General features: G+C 70.9%; 10 protein-coding genes and 2 pseudogenes. 2 read left to right on the top strand and 10 right to left on the bottom strand.

What is annotated here, in order from left to right:
- Positions 1-87: 87 nt before the first annotated feature.
- From OG900_32855 to OG900_32835, 5 genes and pseudogenes are all read right to left on the bottom strand, one after another.
- Positions 88-4,233, bottom strand: a complete 4,146-nt coding sequence (locus OG900_32855) for a carboxypeptidase regulatory-like domain-containing protein (GenBank protein WUH94458.1) — start codon at positions 4,231-4,233, stop codon at positions 88-90.
- Between the two features lie 168 nt (positions 4,234-4,401).
- A complete protein-coding gene (locus OG900_32850; protein WUH94457.1) occupies positions 4,402-5,397 on the bottom strand; it encodes a LuxR C-terminal-related transcriptional regulator in 996 nt (331 codons plus the stop codon).
- A 107-nt stretch (positions 5,398-5,504) separates the two neighbouring features.
- Positions 5,505-7,199: an MFS transporter gene (locus tag OG900_32845; protein WUH94456.1), complete on the bottom strand. Its 1,695-nt coding sequence runs from the start codon at positions 7,197-7,199 to the stop codon at positions 5,505-5,507.
- A 176-nt stretch (positions 7,200-7,375) separates the two neighbouring features.
- Positions 7,376-9,007: a cellulase family glycosylhydrolase gene (locus OG900_32840; GenBank protein WUH96009.1), complete on the bottom strand. Its 1,632-nt coding sequence runs from the start codon at positions 9,005-9,007 to the stop codon at positions 7,376-7,378.
- Between the two features lie 657 nt (positions 9,008-9,664).
- Positions 9,665-10,346 (bottom strand): annotated as a pseudogene (locus OG900_32835) (discoidin domain-containing protein).
- Here OG900_32835 and OG900_32830 point away from each other — a divergent pair.
- Positions 10,303-10,446 (top strand): hypothetical protein, encoded by a 144-nt coding sequence (locus OG900_32830; protein WUH96097.1) that lies wholly within the window; start codon positions 10,303-10,305, stop codon positions 10,444-10,446. The pseudogene OG900_32835 and the gene OG900_32830 overlap by 44 nt on opposite strands.
- 96 nt (positions 10,447-10,542) lie before the next feature.
- Here OG900_32830 and OG900_32825 read toward each other — a convergent pair whose 3' ends face one another.
- Together OG900_32825 and OG900_32820 are read right to left on the bottom strand one after the other, a co-directional pair.
- Positions 10,543-13,497, bottom strand: coding sequence for a M48 family metalloprotease (locus tag OG900_32825; protein WUH94455.1), 2,955 nt, complete (start codon positions 13,495-13,497; stop codon positions 10,543-10,545).
- Between the two features lie 77 nt (positions 13,498-13,574).
- Complete coding sequence (locus OG900_32820; protein WUH94454.1) at positions 13,575-14,030, bottom strand: hypothetical protein; 456 nt, start codon at positions 14,028-14,030, stop codon at positions 13,575-13,577.
- Positions 14,031-14,479: 449 nt separating this feature from the next.
- On the opposite strand from OG900_32820, the gene OG900_32815 reads away from it, so the two are divergent.
- On the top strand, positions 14,480-15,328 hold the full coding sequence (locus tag OG900_32815; protein ID WUH94453.1) for a siderophore-interacting protein: 849 nt from the start codon (positions 14,480-14,482) through the stop codon (positions 15,326-15,328).
- 83 nt (positions 15,329-15,411) lie between these two features.
- Here OG900_32815 and OG900_32810 read toward each other — a convergent pair whose 3' ends face one another.
- The 3 genes and pseudogenes from OG900_32810 to OG900_32800 all read right to left on the bottom strand — a co-directional run bounded on the left by OG900_32810 (position 15,412) and on the right by OG900_32800 (position 18,161).
- A complete protein-coding gene (locus tag OG900_32810; GenBank protein WUH94452.1) occupies positions 15,412-16,191 on the bottom strand; it encodes an ABC transporter permease in 780 nt (259 codons plus the stop codon).
- The gene (locus OG900_32805; protein ID WUH94451.1) at positions 16,188-17,216 is read right to left on the bottom strand and encodes an ATP-binding cassette domain-containing protein; all 1,029 of its coding nucleotides are present in this window, start codon (positions 17,214-17,216) and stop codon (positions 16,188-16,190) included. The genes OG900_32810 and OG900_32805 overlap by 4 nt, the downstream gene beginning before the upstream one ends.
- 363 nt (positions 17,217-17,579) lie before the next feature.
- Positions 17,580-18,161: pseudogene (locus OG900_32800) on the bottom strand (PadR family transcriptional regulator).
- Between the last annotated feature and the right edge of the window lie 321 nt (positions 18,162-18,482).

Below are 18,482 nucleotides of genomic sequence, written 5' to 3'. Positions count from 1 at the left end.
CGCGGGGAACTGCGCGACAAGCCGCGACGGCGTCACGGGGAAGGGGGCCGGCCGGGCAGGCGGGGAAGCCTGCCCGGCCGGGGTGGGCTAGTCCTTCAGGAGGGTGAAGTTGGACGTGGTCGTCGTCCCCTTGACGATGCGAATCGTCGTCGTCGTCGGCTGGAAGCCGTCCTTCGCGACGATCAACTGCAAGGGATTGTTGCGGACGTCAAGCCACAGCGCGTACGTACCGTCCTTGGCGGTCTTGAGGGTGTAATGGGTCGCCCAGGTGTTGATCTGCACCGTCGCACCGCTCAGCGGCGCCCCGGCCGCGGAGACCGTTCCGGTGATCTTGCCCCAGGTGGCCGGCGGCTTGACGGTGAGCGAGACGCCCACCGGGGAGAGCGGGTAGGGCGTGTCGGAGCCGAGGCCGAGCGCCGCGGTGTAGGTGCCGGGCTGGCTGATGTCCGGCGCCGACGAGTCGAGCGTGACCGTGACGGTCGCGCTGGCACCCGGCTGCAGGGTGACCGAGTCGGTGCTCTCGCTCAGCCAGCTGACGTCGGCGGTGTCGGTCTGGTCGTAGCCCGGCAGGACTTCCGCGGTCTTCGCGGGGACCTGCCCGGCGAGGCCGCCGACGGCGTAGAAGCCGGCGCCGCCGCCACCGCGGTAGAGCGAGGCGGTGGAGTTGGGCAGGGCTGTCCAGGTGTTGTCGTTGGGCTGGTAGGCCCAGGTCTGGTTGGTGAGTGCGGCGCCCCCGTTGACGGCGCCGCCCCTGACGAGCAGCAGGCCGTTGGCGGCGGTGTAGGCGGCGCCCCACGCGTCGGTCGGCTGGTCGGCGATCGGCGACCACGCGTCGGCGGCCGGGTCGTAGACGTAGCCGTGCGTGAGGGTGCCGGCGTCGATGGTGCCGCCGGCGCAGTAGAGCTTGCCGCTGATGCCGCCGCAGGACTCCCAGGCGACGTCCTCGGGGTAGGCGGCGGCGTTGGACCAGGTGTTGGTCGCCGGGTCGTACGCCGTCACGTCCGTGGTGCCGCAGGCGTCGGCGGTGCAGCCGCCGACGGAGTAGAGCTTGCCGTCGAGCACCGCGGTGCCGGCGCCGGCGTAGGGCTTGGGTGAACTGGCCCCGGTGCTCCAGGTGTTGGTGGCGATGTCGTAGATCTCCAGCTTGGCGTCGGGGCTGCCGTTGGCACCCCAGCCGCCGGAGGCGTAGAGCTTGCCGTTGATGATGCCGTGTGCCGGCGCCTCGCGGGTGTCGGCGGCGGAGGCGAGCTTCGTCCAGGCGCCGCTGTCGGCGCTGTACGCGTAGAGGTCGCTGGTGTCGTCGAGCCCGGTGTAGCCGAACGCCGAGTAGACGGTGCCCTGGTAGCCGGCGACCGCGTTGTCGCCGGTGGTGACCGGCAGGTCGGGCACCGGCAGCCAGGCGTCACCCGCGGCGGCCGCGGCGGGCGCCGCGGCCTTGGATGTGGCGCCGGCCTTCGCGCCGTGGGCGGCGAGCGACAGCGGCGAGAAGTGGCCCTTGACGAGGTTGAGCGGGGCGCCGGCCTTCGCGACGACGACACCGCCCGGGGTCTCGCCCAGGGTCAGGGTGGCCGGGGCGCCGCCGGTGTTCTTGACCGTCACGTTCTGCGAGGCGCTCTTGCCCCAGGCGACGGTCTTGTCGATCGAGGCGGGAGTGACCTTCAGCTGCCCGGCCTTGAGGGTGAGGTTGCGCTGGACGGTGCCGTCCGGCGGGATGTTGGCGGTGCCGGAGGCCGAGGTGTAGTGCGAGGCCGCCGCGCTGATCGGGTGCTTGCCGGTGAGGTGCGAGAAGGTCCAGTAGAAGCCGTCGCCCAGGTTCGGGTCGTTCGGGGTGGCGCTGGTGGTGGTGTGGTCGGCGGGCCTGTCGGTGCTGGTGACGGTGGCGCCGTTGACGCCGGCCTTGGTGTTGCCGTCGATGACGGTGCCGACCACCAGGCCGCCGGGGACCGGGTCGAAGGTGCGCTTGCCGACGAAGACGTTGTCCAGCTGCCACCAGTAGGCCCAGGTGCCGGTGTAGTGGAAGCGCAGCCGCACGTCGCTCTTGCCCGCGTAGCCGCTCAGCGGGATCTCGACGTGCGCGGGGCCGGCCACCGAGGTGGTGGTCTTCGTCCAGACGGTGGTCCAGGTGGTGCCGCCGTCGGAGGAGACGTCGACGTCGGCGGTGGAGTTGGAGAATTCCTTGTAGTCGGTGTCGAAGCCGAGGATCGGCCCGGTGGCGGCGCTCAGGTCGTAGGACGGGGACAGCAGCGAGGTGTCCTGGTCCAGGTCCTGGCCGATGTCGTCGCTGTCGATGATGGCGAAGCCGCCGCTGCCGCCGGTGCGGTTGCCGCGGCTGCCCGGGTCGTCGAAGGTCCAACCGCCGGTGGTGCCGTCGGCGTTGACGACGCTCCAGCCGGTGGGCGGGGCGGTGGTGGCGGTGAAGGGCTCGGTGGCGCCGTCGAGGTTCACCGCGTAGCCGGGCGCGTCGGTGGAGGCGCTGTCCACCGGCACCGCCACGTTGAGCGTCTTGTCGGCCGCCGCGAGCTGCACGGTCTTGCTCACCGCCTGGTAGCCCGGGTAGTTGGCGGCGACGTGCAGCGTGTAGGTGGCGTTCTGCGGCAGCTTCAGGGTGTAGGCGCCGGTCGCCGGGTCGGTGTAGACCGCTCCGCCGGGGACGCCGTCGACCGTGATGGCGGCGTAGAGCGGCCAGCCGTGCCCTGAACCGTCGTTGACGCGGCCGGAGACGGTCTTGGTGGGCACGGCGTCCAGCGCGAAGGACTCGGTGACGGTGGCGCCGTCGGCGAGGTCGACCGCGGTGGCGGAAGCGGTGCCGTAGCCGTACGCGGCGGCGGTCAGGTCGTAACTGCCGGGCGGTACGTCCAGTTTGTAGGTGCCGTCGGCGGCGGTGGTGGCGCTGTGGTCACCGGCCTTGACGACGGCGCCGGCGATCGGGGCGCCGGTGGCGTGGTCGGTGACGGTGCCGGAGAAGACGCCGTGCGGTCCGCTGGAGAAGGCGGCGAGGCCGTTGGGCGTGCCGAGGCCGGTGGGGCCGTCCCAGCCGGGTCCCGCGGTGCACAGGGCGGCGGGGCTGCAGGAGCCGTTGTCGCCCTCCGTCACGTCGTTGAGCGAACCGGGCTTGGCGTACGGGTAGGCGTTGGGGTAGGTGCCGGAGCCGGGGGTGCCGGCCGACGCGTAGACGCCCGCGATCAGCGGGGACGAGGCGCTGGTGCCGCCGTAGACCGCCCAGCCGTCGTTCCCGTAGGTCTGGTAGACCGCGACGCCGGTGTCCGGGTCGGCGACCGCCGCGACGTCGGCCTCGCCCCTCTTCGCGCAGACGGTGTCGGTCTGGAAGGCGGGCTTGGGCTCGTAGAGCGAGCAGCCCGAACCCGGGCCGCCGTAGGCGTTGTTCCACACCGACTCGCTCCAGCCGCGGGTGCTGGAGTCCCGGGTGAGCGCGGTGCCGCCGACCGCGGTGACGTACGGCGAGACGGCGGGGTAGCTGACGCCGTAGCCGTCGTCACCGCTCGACGCGACGACCGCGACGCCCGGGTGGTTGTAGTACGGGTCCATGCTGGTGGCCTCTGACGGGTCCTCACCGCTGCCGGGAGTGCTGTCGTAGCCCGTGCCGTAGGAGTTGGAGACGTACTTCGCGCCCAGCGCGACCGCCTGGTCCACCGAGGCGCCCAGGTCGTCGAAGTAGGCCGAGTCCGCCTCGACCAGCAGGATGTGGGCGTTGGGCGCCGCCGCCGAGACCATGTCGAGGTCGAGCGAGATTTCGCCGGACCAGTCGGGGTCGGGGTCGGGGAGGTCGCTGCCGCCGCGCTGGCTGACCTTGCTGAAGCAGCCGTTGGCCGTGGTGCACGCCGGCAGCCCGTACTGCTGGCGGTAGACCGCCAGGTCCGCCTCCGCGGTCGGGTCGTCGTAGGCGTCCACGATGGCCACGGTCTGTCCCGCGCCGCCGTCCGGCGGCAGTGCGTACGCGCTCTGCAGATCGGTTGCGCCGAAGCCCTCGGGGGTGGTCGCCGCGGGCTGCAGTCCTGCCTTGGCCGGGATGTCCGTCCTGCGCAGTGCGAAGCAGGAGAATTCCCCGGGCTTGGCGTCCGCGCACTGGCGTACGACGTCGGGCCGGTGCGAAGGCGCGGCCGACGCCGTTGTGGCGGTGGGAAGTTGCAGGCCAACGACGGCGAGAGCGGCCGACGCGAGGGAAGCCACCACACCGGCGGTGCGGCGGCTGCGTCTGGGAACGGGTATGCGCAAGGGGTTCTCCCTGTGGGCAGTGGGACCGCTCGCGGCGGCGGCCGCCGCGGGTGGTCACGGTCGATCAGACCGCTGGCGTATACCTGTGCCACACATGCACCAAGGATTCGTCAAACCCTTGACGAATACCTGACACCGGAAGTCCCGCTGGGCGGAGTCGCCTTCCCGTCATCCGGACGGTCGGCGGGCGTCTCCCCCGGGGTGACCGCCCGGTAACTCGCCCGGGAGGTCGTCGAGCCAGCCGTGCCGGGCGGCGTGCCAGACCAGTTGGATGCGGTTGTCGACGCCCGCCTCGCGCTGCATCGCGGCGACGTGCCGCTGCACGGTGCGCACCGCCACGCCGAGCGAGCGGGCCATCGCCGCGTCGGTGCTGCCGCTCACCAGCATCGCCAGGATCCGCGACCGCAGGGCGCTGCGCGGCTGCCGGTCGTCCGGGCGGCGCACCAGCGGGACCCCGCCCGCCCACACCGCGTCGAACAGCGCGGTCAGCGTGTCGAGCAGCGGGCTGGGCAGCACCACCAGCATCACCGGGTCGGCGTCGTCCTCCGCGGGCGGCGGCAGCAGGGCGACCTCGCGGTCGGCGATCCCCAGGCGGGCCGGCAGCCGGCCCGCGACCCTGGCCGACATCAGGGGGTCGCCCGGCGGTCCGAAGGCCCCGGCCGCTTCGAGCCCGGCCCGCTCGAACACCACCCGCCGCCGCACCCCCCCGGGCAGCGGCTCGCGCGGCGCCACCGCCGGGCCGGGTACGAACGAGGCGATCTCGTGCCGGGCCGAGCCGCGGAATTCCTCGACCCGGCGCCTTATCGCGACCCGGCCCGCCACCACCTGCACGGCCTCGTCGGCACGGTGGCCCTGGTGGACGCGCTGGTATTCGACGTCGAGCCGGTCGAGCAGCTCCGAGCCGAGCCGTAACTGCTCCTGCGCGCGTGACAGCAGCGGCCGGAAGCCGGCGTGCGGCGCGACGGGATACCACTGCCCGTCCCGGCCGCGCCGGGCCAGCCCCCGCGCTGCCAACTCCCCGCAGGCCGCCTGCCCCCGGTCCGTCGGCACGCCCATCTGGCGGGCCAGCTCGCCGCTCTCGATCCCCCGGGTCGACACCAGCAGGCTGTACGCCCGGTCCGCGTCCGGGGTCAATCCCAGGGCCTCAAACGGACGTTCGGTCATGCCGCCGCACTGTAGCGCCTCCCGCGCCGGTGCGCCCTGGGGTCACCACAGTTGCGCGTGTGGCCCGGCAAGGCCCCGGAGGGGGCGGGGCCTCCCCGGGCCGGACCTCAGGTCAGGGCGGCGAGTTCGCGGTCCACCGCGGCCTGGTGGAGCGCGGCGTCCTCGCGGGCGCGGCGCGGGCTCCAGCGGCCGGCCATCAGGAAGACGAACGGCAGGAAGAGCACCTGGCCGCCGACGCAGATCCACCACCAGGTACGCCACTGCCCGGGACCGTCGTGGGCGGCCTTCTGGACCTTCGTGCCGTACTCCTGGAGCACCGCCAGCTGCGGCTGGGCCTTCTGCACGGTGGCGAGGTCGGCGGGTCCGACCTCCTGCACCGCCCGCGCGGTGACATCCGCGGGGGTCTTGCCGGCGGGGTATTTGCCCAGCTCGGCGAAGATGTCGGGGTGTGCGCCGACGATCGCCAGCGCCGGTGCCGCCTGCGCCTGGGCGGCCGTGACCTGCGCCCCGTGGTCGACCAGCGGCGTCACCGAGGTGACCAGTACCGGGATGAAGGCCGCGGAGACCGCGACCACGATCCGTATCGTCCAGCCCCACACCGCGAGCCCGGTCGCCGTCGCGGCCGGGTTGTGCTTCTCCACGGTCTCGGTGAAGCCCGCCATCCACGGGCCGTAGGCGACCCCGCTGAAGACGCCGATACCGACGAAGAGCCAGGCGAAGGTGTAGTAGTCGGTGGTCGGATGGGTGGCCCTGGTGGCGAAGATCGCGGTCATCACGATCGAGCCGACCGCCCCGACGATCATGAACGGTTTGCGCACCTTGAGCCGGTCGGACAGCAGGCCGACGACGACCAGGGCGATGGCGTTGGCGGCCCAGTACCAGTTCGCGACCGCGTTGGCGCGCTGCTCGCTGTAGCCGTAGGTGGTGGCGAAGTAGACGACGAAGTTGCCGACGGCGGCGAAGTACAGCAGCAGGAAGAGGGCGATGGCCAGGCCCGAGCCCGCGATGTCCAGGCGCAGCATCTGCCGCCACTCGCCGCGCCGCGCGGCCTGCGGCTCGATGCCCTTGGCGCGGGCCTCGACCAGGGCGCGGTCCCGCAGGGTGACCATGATCTGGTCGCGCAGCCCGGGTGACAGCTCGCGCAGCGCGAAGACCGCCACGACGAAGACGACGATGCCGGCGATGGCGGAGTAGCGCAGCTCGTCCTGCCAGCTCGACGTGTCCAGGGTCTGGCTGGTGACGGTGGTGACGACCAGGCTGCCGACGACCGGGCCCATCGTCCAGGCGCCCATCGCGGTGGCCCGGCCGAGCTGCGGCGAGAAGTCCCTGATCAGCGCGGGAGTCGCGACGAGCACGATGCCCTCGACGATGCTGACCAGCGCGAACAGCACGAGATACGTGGCCTTGCCGCCGGCGTTCGGCAGCCCGAAGAAGACCAGCAGCGAGGCGATCAGCAGCCCGTAGACCACCATGTTGGCCCGGCCCCAGCGGTCGGCGAGGCCTGCCGCCAGGGAGGCGAAGGCGCCGACCGCGTTGCCGATCACCGAGACCCACACGAAGTAGCGGTAGGTCATGTCGAAGTGGGTGATGATCGACGTGGCGACGGCGTACTGGATGTAGAGCATGAAGTAGAGCACGACCGTGGTGACCACCACGATGGCCAGATACGCCATCCGGGGCCCGGTTGCCGGGTACGCGGCCAGGTCGCGGCGGTAGAGCCGCTGCAGCAGGGTGCGGGTGTCGCCGCCCGCGGCCTGCGGTCCGGGTCTGTTGGCGTCGAACGACGTCGGTGTGGCGGACATGCGGCTCCTCCTGGAGGTACGGGAAAAAACCGGGTGAAGTGACGGAGTGTGGCCAGAGATTAGTACCGACCAGTCGGTATGCCTAGGGGTCTGCACGAGGTCATTCACACGGCAGCCGGCGGGCCCCCTGATGGGAGCCCGCCGGCGTCGTACCGCGGGGGAATCGTGTGCGGGTGTCAGCTCGCGGTGCAGGTCAGCGTCGGGGTGCCGACCGATCCCGTCGAGGTGCCCTGGAAGCCGAAGCTGGTCGAGGCCGCGGGGGCGATCGCCCCGTTGTAGGAGAGGTTCACGGCGCTGACCGCGGTGCCGCTCTGGGTGATGGTGGCGCTCCAGCCGGAGGTCTCCTGCTGGTTGCCCGACCAGGTCCAGCCGACCTTCCAGCCGGTGGTCGCCGCGGTGCCGGTGTTGGTCACCGTGACGCTGGCGGTGAAGCCGGCGTCCCACTGGTTGTCCACGTGCAGGGCGGCGGTGCAGCCCTTGTTCCCGCCGGTGCCGCCGGTGGTCCCGGTGGACGTGCCGGTGCTCGTACCGGTCGACGTGCCCGTGCTCGTACCCGTGGAGGTGCCGGTGGACGTGCCCGAGGACGTACCGGTGCTGGTACCCGTGGACGTGCCGGTCGACGTCCCCGTCGAAGTGCCGCTCGACGTACCGCCGTTGGTGCTGCCCGACGAGCCGCCGAAGCCCGGGGCCTTGATGCTGCTCAGGTAGCCGTCCTTGACGGTGTCGACGGACTGCCAGTCGTCCTTGAGGATGCCGCCGGTGTCACCGGAGTCGGGATTCCACGACCAGAAGGTCCAGCTGAAGCTGTCGCCGCCGTGGCCGGAGGTCGGCAGCATGTAGCTGACCAGGGCCTTGAGCCACTGCTGGTCGACGGTCGACTGGAGCGTGGTGCCGAACTCGCCCACCCACACCGGGGCGATGTTCTGCTTGAAGAGGTAGCCCCAGTATTTGTCCCATATGGCCGACATGTTCGACGGGAAGGACGGGTCGGTGAACCAGGTCTGCTGGGCGACACTGGTGGCGTAGTCGTGGGCCGAGTAGACGACCCGGTTGGCCACGTTGAGCTGCACCGGGTACTGCCCGGCGCCCATCAGGTTGCCGCCCCACCAGCCGGAGACGCCGTTGAAGGTCTGGATGCCCTCGACGAAGATCAGCAGGCTGGGGTTGACGCCGAGGATCGCGTTGCCCGCCCGCTGGGCCGCGAGCCGCCAGTCGATCGTGGTGTCGCCGCAGCCCCAGCAGGCCGGGTCGTGCGGTTCGTTGTGCAGGTCGATGCCGACGACGGCGGTGTTGCCCTGGTAACGGGTCGCCAGCGCCTTGAGGTTGGTGATCCAGGTCGACTCGGGGACGGCGCTGGTGTACCACAGCGCGGACTGCTGGCCGGAGTCGGGGCGGTGCCGATCCAGGATCACCCGCAGGCCGATCGAACCCGCGTAGTTGACGATCTTGTCCATGATCTGCAGCGGACTGAGGCCCTGCAGATCGGTGTTCATGTTGTAGAAGGTGATGCTGTTGGCCGCCGCGCCGGACTTGAAGATGTCGTCGCTGTAGGGCAGTCGGATGGTGTTGTAGCCCAGCGTCTTCATCTGGTCGATCATGCTCTTGTAGTCGCGCGACCAGAGGCCGTGCACCACCTCGTTGCTGGTCTCGAAGCCGAACCAGTTGATGCCCGCGATACGCACCGGCTGGTTGCTTGAGTCCAGGATCTGCCGGCCGCTGGTGTGCCAGTAGCCCGTGCCGGCGCCGGCGGCCGGGGCGGCCGCCGCCTGGGCGTGGGTCTGCCCGGCGATCGACAGCAGCGCGAGCATCGCCGCCGCGACGACGGCGGCGAGCACCACCCGCAGCCGGGTCAGGCTTGTCAGCGGACTTCGGACGTCCGGATTGGGAACCACGGTGCGCTTCCTCTCGGTGGGGGGATGGAACGCTTCAGTTCGTGGCGTGACGGGTTGTCAGGAAGCGTGTGGGAGCGCTCCCATTGGCAAGTGTATGGAAGCGATGACACCCGAGGGCCGTCAAGGGGTCGCGCAGCCTTCAAGTTGTGAAGCGAAGGAAATCAGAGCCACCCCGAGCGCCCCGCCGGAGCCACCGGCGACCGGCGGATTGCGGTTGTAGGGGTGGTCGAACGGCAGCCGGGCACCGGTCCCCTCCGTGCCAAGCCGACGCAGCACCCAGACCACTGATCGTGTGCACGGATCCCGGAGCCGCACCGTCATGTCGTCGCTGGTGGTGAAGCCTCTCGACACGGACAGGCCGGCCGGTCTACGAACCGGCCGGCCTGCCGCGTTCCCACAGGCCCGGCAAGCAGCAGCGAGGCCTTGTTGTCGGTGCGGCTGCAGGCGCGCGGGTTCGTGGAGTCCCGAACGTGTGAAGGGCTGCACCCGGGCTTGCCGCGTGACTTACGTGGATGAGGTTGTCGGCAAGGACGAGGCGCCGTTGCCGCCGCCCGGCGGAGGAGTCCCCGTCAGCACCCTGAACTCCCAGAGCGGGTAGCCCCACTGGGTGGCGCGTGCGGTGCCGTACATCCGTACATAGCGGGAGGCGGCGGCGAAGTTGTGGGTCTCCACGCCGCCCGCCCCGGCGGTCGTTGAGTACGCGGTGTTCCAGGTCGTGCCGTTGGACGAGACCTGGATCTGGTACGCGGTCGCGTAGGCCGTCTCCCAGTAGAGGGACTCCGCAGATGTCCTGCGGGGAGCCGAGGTCCACTTGGAGCCACTGCGGGTCGGCTGCCGCACTGGACCAGCGGGTGTTGTTGCATCCGTCGAAGGCCGCCGACGCCGGAGTCCCGGCGTTCTCGGCGGGCGAGGCCGTGGTGGGCCTGCCTGTCCCCACCCACGCCGTGCACGGCAGTTGGGGCGTGCCCCCGCCGAACACCAGGAACTCCCACAGCGAGTAGCCGTACGGCGTGGCGCGCGCGGTCCCGTACATCCGCACGAAGCGGCCGGAGCCGGAGACGTTCAACGTCTGGGTACCGCCGGTGCCGGTGGTCTCGGCGGTGGTGGAGTAGATCGGCGTCCAGGTCGTGCCGTTGTCGGACGTCTGGATCTGGAACGCGGTGGCGTAGGCCGACTCCCAGGTCAGCACGACCTTGGAGATCCTCTGCGAGGTGCCGAGGTCGACCTGCACCCATTGCGGGTCGCTGAACGCGCTCGACCAGCGGGTGCCGGGTCCCCGTCGAAGGCCGGCCGTCGTCGTCGCCACCGTCACCTCCCTGATCAATCTGGCCCTCTGGTGGGTCACTGACCACTGACCGACCCGAATCCCTGAAAGTGGCCTGCACGGCCTGCACTCCTCAGTCCGTGCAGGCCGCCCCGACCTGCCGCAAGGCTTGGTCGGTTGCACCATGTCAGAGCGCACCGTCCCTGAGGTTGGCGATGAGGTTGTGCAGTGCGGCGGTGACGAGTGTCTGCTGGTGTTTTTGAATTCTGGGCGACACGGTGTCTTGATAGACATAAAAGATCCCAGCTGAGAGCATATTGTGCCCGACCAGCTCATAGATCATCAGCACATTCATCTTCATCTCGCGGCCCTCGATTCTGAAATGATCCTGCTCCATCAGTTGGAGGGCCGGGTAAGGCATGGTGCGCAGATCGCGCGTGCTCAGTGAGGCATATCTGCGACCCTTTTCCAGGTTACTGTCGAGGAATATCACGCGGGGGCATCGGATGGCCTCTGTGCGCAGCGCTGTGAAGCCCGCCGGCGGCACGCGGTACGAGGTGAGGGCGAAGGAGACCTCCGCACTCCGGGTGCCTTCGACGGGGATGCTGTACCTATGGGTGATGTCGACCGTCCGCGGCATCGCCTTCTCCGCGGCGTCGTCATCACGGAACAGGGTCTGGCAGGAGGCCGGGGTGATATCGAGCTCCCCGTCCTCGCCGACGGAGTCGGACTTCGAACCAGGAGGCAGCAGATCCGTCAAGCCGGCCAAGGCCGCTTCGGCCGAGGTACGGTCCAGCAGGCGCCGCGGATCGGCGGCCCTGTGCGGGTCCTTCGGGTGGGCAACCGGTCTGGGCACCACTGGCACCCTGGACACGGGTGTTCTCAGCCTTTGGAGCGAGGCGGAGCTGTTGCTCCGGTCGTGCGGTGACACAGTCACCGGCGACAGAAGCCCAGTGGCCAGGGCGAGAGTGAGCCCCGTGGCAGCCGCGCCCGCGCTCACCGGCTTCAGTCCTGCCGTCGGTACCGGCCACGCGCGCCACGAAAGGCGCCGGAGCAGGCGCGTCCCCACGAGCATCCAGGGCAATGTCACGACCGCTGTCACGACGAACAGCCACATCGGTATGCGTACGAAAACCAGGCACCCGTGCAGGGTGGCCGGGTTGCCGTCGGCGACCCGCAGGAGGAAATGGCCCAAGCCCGCAGACGCTGTGGTGAGCAGCCCGACAGCGAGCGCGGTCGGTACTGCGGCCCAGGGCGCGGCCTCCGCTCCAGCCGCCGCACGGGGCGCGGGCCGGGTGGTGAGCAGGACGACAAAGGCTGCGGCCCAACCGGCAAACGCGCAGATCCACCAGCCCTGCAGGAGCAGGAAGTACGAGACCTCCCTGGCGTCGCTGGATGCGAAAGTGCCGGTATTCCAGTTGTGATGGGCGCCCCATGCCCCGACTGCTGCGGCAGAGACCGAAACCGGCCAGTGCGGGCGAAGCGGAATGAAGGCACGCAAGCGCACACCGGCCGGCTGCCGCGCACAGAGAATGCAGGCGACGAGCAACAGCGGTGGCAGACACACCCAGTAGTGGACGTCGCCCAGTGAAGAGAGCAGCCGCCGGTCCTCGGCCGCGCTTCCCAACCGGATGTGGCCCTCGATGACGCCGACGGTCACGATGAGGACTGACGCCAGCGTGGCCGCAGCAGTGAGAACAGCGCAGGTCAGTGTCGGCAAGCGCCGCACGCTCACCGTTCTCGCGGTGGCGGTGGCGGCGGCGAGTCCGACAGTCAGCACGGCGACGCCCGCGACAGCGATGGCCAACCACGCTGATGCCAGGAGGAGATGACCCCGGAATGCGGTGCGGCTCGCCAGCGTCGCGGCGCCCGGAACTTGGAGCAGGTACCCCCCGACGAGACCGAGAACGACTCCGGTTACCGCACCGGACCATGTGGGGACCGAATTGTCGCGGCTCGCGACGCGGGCTCGCCGGCTCCAGGCGGGAACGACGACGCACGCCCACACCATGGCGGCCGAGGCGAATGCCAGGGCCGACGGCAGAGCTGGGTGAGCCCAGGCGAAACGGGCGAAGTCGTTCAGCAGGGTGCGGACGGCCTGGTAAAGGAAGACAGCGATGAGGCTCGCCGCTGCCGAGACGGCGAATCCGCCCTCCCACCGGTCCAGATCGCCCCGCCTCGCAGCAGCGCGTACTTCAGCGGTCGGGTGAGAGGCTGTCATCCGGCGCACATGGCGCCGCACGCTCGCCACCCGGGCGGCGAGCGTGCCGTTCGCGGGGAGCGTTCCACGACGCCGTGCCAGCACGGCGCGCAGTGCCTCGGCGGTCCCCGTCACATCCACGACGTACCGGTCGGCTGCCAGTTCGCGGCGGCGCAGCAGCGACGCGCGCAACACCAGCACTGCTGTGGACAAAGCAGTGGCAGTCCACAACGCGGTGCCGTAGAGGGCCAGATGGGAGCGGGGGTGGAGTGCTGCCGGGCTGAACGCGATCAGCAGCACCGGGACGTTGAGCCAGCCCATCCACCACACCGATCCGGCCCACACGAGGTCACGGGCACGCACGTGTGCAAGCTCGTGCAGCACGATCACATCGAACGGGGCGGCTTCGAGATAGGCATACGCCACCGGTATCACCACCACCGGCCGGCCCAGAGGGAGTCCGGTGGTGAACGCCCGCCCGCCGAACCGGCCGGGTGCCGCCAGCACAAGACGCGGCCGACGCCGTCCGGCCAGTTCCCACACGTCACACCATGCCTCGAACCGCGCAGTTGCACGCCGCTCGGCGTCGGTTGCGACACGTATCCCCGGTCCGGCACTCAGCCGCCACCGCATCCGCACCCCGTCGCCGACCATCAGCAGCACCACCGCCAGCAGCGCTGAGCCCGCCCCGAGGGCCATCGCGACCACCTGCCGACGGTCGTACGGACCGACGCACAACGCGTACTGCCACGCACCGGCCGCCGACGGCCTCAACGACGGGTCATCGAGGGAGACACCCCGATCACGCAGGCATGCGATCGGCTCTGCGACATGGCCGAGGTCCCCGGTGAGGAACAGGGCCTGCGCCGCCCCGCTGCCCATCACCACCAGCGCCAGGACAACCAGCGCATACGTCCACCACATATGACGCGGAGCAGCCACCTGCGAGGCGCCCTGGGCCAACGGCTCGCCCCACCGCGGGGGTTCGGGCTCTACCGCTTCGGCGGACGGCCACGATCTCACGGCCGCCGCTGGGAGTCAGTGATGGCCTGCTGCAACACGCCGTGCAGGGCGTCCGCAAGCATCGTCGCCTCGGCCGTGGTCAGCCCGAGCACGCCTCCGTGCTCGACGCACGCGCTCCTGAGGCGGTCGGACAACTCTGTGTCCAGGTTCAGCTGCACCTGCGCGGGGGGCTCATCACCACCGCGGCGACGCGCCCGGCGCCGCCGCAAACCGATCAGCGCCCCAGTCCCCAGCACCTGGGCGAACGTGCCGGTGAGCAGCGGATACACAACCTCGCTGATCACCATCGGCGTCAGATCGGCGTCGACCGACCCGCCGCTCCAATCCCCAGCACTGCCGGCCGAGCTCGGATCGCTCGTCCACCGAGCAGGAATCCGCTCCACCAACTCCGCCTGGTCGGGCACGACTGACACCACGATGCTCCGTGCCAGATCCGCCAAAAGGATGGTCACCGGTAAAGCGCCATCCGTCTCAGAATTCACCACTGCACCGCACGCTTCCCCCTCAGCAAGCACCCGCCGATCCGGCACGTCACACCCGCTGTCCGACCAGAGCCACTCCCGGAGGGCCATGCTGACAGACAAGTCCCGTGATCACCCACGAAACCGCTATCAGGACGCCGAACCGAGGTGTGTCGGCTCAAACGCTCCCCTTGGGGCATTCTCGGCCGAGCCGTGGTGGCGGGCCCGAGGACACAGGTCGTCCGCTGCTCGCGGCCAGGCAGATGCAGGGAAGCGATGACACCCGAGGGCCGTCAAGGGGTCGCGCAGCCTTCAAGTTGTGAAGCGAAGGAAATCGGTGGCGCCACGGCGGTCAGTTAGGCTTGCCTAAGCACCATCGAGAAGCGGACGGCGGACGTACGGCCGTACGCACCCAGGCGAGCAGAGAGCGGGGCCCATCCATGGCGGACCGACCGGCACGCAGGACTCCCACACCCCGGCACGCCACCGTGGTGCACACCGAGCGGCTGACCCCGCACATGATCCGGGTGGTGCTGGTGGTGGACCCGGCCGACCGGCCGGAGATCGGCGCCTACACCGACCACTACGTCAAGCTGGTCTTCCCGGCCGAGGGCGTCACCTATCCCGAGCCGCTCGACATGGAGGCGGTGCGCCGCGACCTGCCGCGCGAGCAGTGGCCGCGGACCCGTACGTACACGGTGAGGGCCTGGGACCCGGCGGCCGGCGAGCTGGCGCTGGACTTCGTCCACCACGGCGACGAGGGCCTGGCCGGCCCGTGGGCGGCCGCCGCGCGGCCGGGCGACGGCATCTGGTTCATGGGCCCCGGCGGCGGTTACGCCCCCGACCCGGCGGCCGACTGGCACCTGCTCGCGGGTGACGAGAGCGCGCTGCCCGCCATCGCCGCGGCCGTGGAGCGGCTGCCGCAAGGCGCGGTGGCGAAGGTCTTCGTGGAGGTCCCGGGACCGGCGGACGAGCAGAAGCTGCTGGCCCGCGGCGAGGTGGAGATCACCTGGCTGCACCGGGGCGAACGGCCGGTCGGCGAGGCGCTGGTGGCCGCGGTCACCGGATCGGACTTCCCACCCGGTGACGTGCAGGTCTTCGTCCACGGCGAGGCCGGCTTCGTCAAAGAGCTGCGCCGCTTCGTGCGGCTGGACCGCGGTGTCGCGCGCGAGCGCCTGTCGGTGTCGGGCTACTGGCGGCGCGGCGCCGACGAGGACGGCTGGCAGTCGTCCAAGCGGGAGTGGAATGCCGAGGTGGAGCGCGAACAGGAGGCCGGCGGCGCGCAGTAGGGCACGCCTGCCACGTCGCCGACCCGGCGGCCGGTCACCTCACGAGTGCGTGGCGGTGGCCGGCCGCCGGGTCGGACGCCCGGTCAGACCGACTGCTGGTAGGAGCGGAAGGTGCGGGTGGACAGCCACACCGTGGCCACCGCGAGCGCCAGCAGCGCGCCGCCGCGGCTGAGCACGTCGCCCCAGTCCGGGTCCGCCGACATCGCGGAACGTCCGGCGACCAGTGCCCAGTTGACCGGGTTGAAGTCGGCGATGTGCCGCATCCAGGACGGCATCAGGCCGGGCGCCATGAAGGCCGAGGACAGGAAGGTCAGCGGGAGCAGCAGGAAGGAGTTGATCCCGATGATGCTCTCGCGCTGCCTGACCAGCATGCCCACCGCGTTGGACCCGGCCCCGAAGATCGTGCCGAGCAGCACCGAGGCGAGCAGCAACAGCAGCAACCCGCCGACGCCGCCCGGGTAGTCGGCGCCGCCGAGCTTGCCGAGCAGCACGATCAGCACCGACTGGAGGGCCGTACTGCAGCCCTGCTGCACCACGTTGGCGTTCATCAGCGCGGTGCGGCTGACCGGGGTGGTCAGGAAGCGGTTCAGGGTGCCGCGCTCGATCTCCTCCAACGTGCCCATGCCGGCCCACATGTTGGAGGACACCGCGCTCATCACGACGACGCCCGGCACCAGGTAGTCCAGATACGACCCGGCGCCGAAGCCCGGCAGTTCGACCACCTTGCGGAAGAGCGAGCCGAACAGGAAGAGCCAGATGACCGGTTGGACCAGGGTGATGAGCAGGAAGATCGGCTGGCGCAGGATCGCCATCAGCTGGCGCTGCGTCATGTACCAGGTCTGGTGGAGGGTTTCCGTGCTCATCGGGCGCCTCCCGCGCTTGTCGCGGGGACCGCGGCCTTCGCCGCGGCGCCGCCGGTGTCCGCGTCGGCGAACCGGCGCCCCGCGTATCGCAGATAGACGTCGTCGAGCGACGGCCTCGCCACGGTGACGGACGCCACCGCGGCGCCCTGCTGGTCGAGTACGGTCAGGACGTGCGGTACGGCGGCGGGCCCGTCGTCGGCGCGCGCGCTGAGCCGGCGGCCGTCCACCGTCACGTCGCGCACCGCGGCGAACTCGCCGAGCGCGGTGGCCAGCAGGCGGGCGTCGACCTCGTCGGGGGTGTCGCGCAGCTCCACGTGGACGGCGTCGCCGCGCAGTTCGCCCTTGAGCTCGTCGGGGGTGCCCTCGGCGACCACCCGGCCGCGGTCGACGATCGCGATGCGCTCGGCGAGCCGGTCGGCCTCCTCCAGGTAGTGCGTGGTGAGCAGGATCGTCAGGCCCTCCTCGCCGGCCAGCCGGGATATCTCCTCCCACATCGCGGTGCGCGCCTCCGGGTCGAGGCCGGTGGTCGGCTCGTCGAGGAAGAGGACCTGCGGGCGGTGCATCAGGCCGAGCGCCACGTCGAGGCGGCGCTGCATGCCGCCGGAATACGTACGCACCAGCCGGCCGCCGGCCGCTGCCAGGTCGAAGCGCTCCAGCAACTCGTCGGCCCGGCGTCCGAGTTCCGCGCCGCGCCGGCCGTAGAGCCGTCCTTGCAGCAGCAGGTTCTCGCGCCCGGTGGCGACCGGGTCGGCGCCGGACTTCTGGGCGACGACGCCGATCGCGCGGCGGACCCGGTCGGGGTGCCGCAGCACGTCGTGCCCGGCGACCAGGGCGGTGCCCGCGTCGGGGCGGGCGAGGGTGGTGAGGATCTTGACGGTGGTGGACTTGCCGGCGCCGTTGGGGCCGAGGAGTCCGAAGACGGTGCCTGCGGCGACGGTGATGCCCATGCCGTCGAGGGCTGTCACCCCGCCGGGATAGGTCTTGATCAGCCCGTCCGCCTGGACGGCGGGCGCTGCGGTGGTCATGGTCGGTGATCCTCCGGGTGTGGCGTGCGTACTGGTCCCGCCGCGCCGGTTGCGCGGGGTCAGCGGAGCGCCTGCGGGGAGGGGCCGGGCTATCGTGGGTGTGCCGCACCTCGATCGCCCGACGTCCGCTGCCGCAGGCGTCCGGTCGGTGGTTCGCGTTCCGGCGTCCGCTGTTGCAGCAGCGGGCGCCGGGGTCTGTGCTCCAGGTCAGATGGTGTCGTCGGGGCGCTCCTTCTCCGCGGTGGCGGGTCCGGTCCGGGACGGGCGCCGCCCGCCGGACACGGCGGCCGCGTCCGCCGTGTCCGGGGCACCCGCCGCGCCGGGGGCACCCATCGCGTCCGCCGCGTCCAGGTCGCGGAACTGCTCCTCCAGCTCCGACCACCCGTCCGGCATGTCGCCGGTCTCGTGCCAGGCACGCCATTCCTCGGCGCCGGTCAGCTCGCCCGCGGCGATCTCGGCGAGCAGTTCGCGGATCCAGGCGGCCTGCGCCGCGAGCATGCGGGCCTTGTAGTCGGTCTCCAGCAGGAAGAGTCGCGGCAGCTCCTCGCCGAGCTTGGCCAGCACCCCTCGATAGGCGGCGGCCTGGACCTCCAGGGCGGCGACCCGTTCGGTGAGCAGCTCCACCGCGTCCTGCGGGTGCAGGGCCGCGATGAGCGACAGCCCGGCCTCGAACGCCGGATACTCCCGGGCCGGCACGGCGACGGTGTCGGCGAGCCAGTCGTGCATCTCGACGCGGCCCTCGGCGGTGAGCCCGTAGAGGGTGCGCTCGGGGCGGTTGCCCTGCCGCTGGACCTCGGCGACGGTCACGAAGCCGTGCTTCTCCAGGTTCTGGACGACGGTGTAGAGCGAGCCGTAGTTGATCTTGATGCTGTGCTCCTTGCCGCGCTGCCGCATCACCCGTGCCATCTCGTACGGGTGCATCGGGCGCTCGGAGAGCAGCACCATGACCGCCAGGGCCAGCGGGTTGGAGAGCTTGCGCCGCGCTGCCGTCGTCCTCACCTCGCCTTTGCTCGCCACATTGCTCGCTGCCGTATATCCGCAGCCGAACATATCGCGTTTGCGGGAATCAGGCAACCGCGATGTATCGCGAATTTCGGCGCCAGCGTATATCGCGTACGAGGGGCCACGGGGGCGTACGGGCAAGCAGGGAGGCCGCAGGGGCCACGTGAGCACTTCGGCCCGCGCCCGACATGGCCGCGTCATTCGACTGAAACACCTGCTCCTTAATTTCTGTCGATCGACAGGAATACCTGACCTAGGGGGCCG

Origin of the sequence: Streptomyces sp. NBC_00433, assembly GCA_036015235.1 — a bacterium.
Lineage (GTDB): Bacteria > Actinomycetota > Actinomycetes > Streptomycetales > Streptomycetaceae > Actinacidiphila.
The sequence above is the reverse complement of the archived record's forward strand: the minus strand, read 5'-3'. Positions and strand labels throughout refer to the sequence as shown.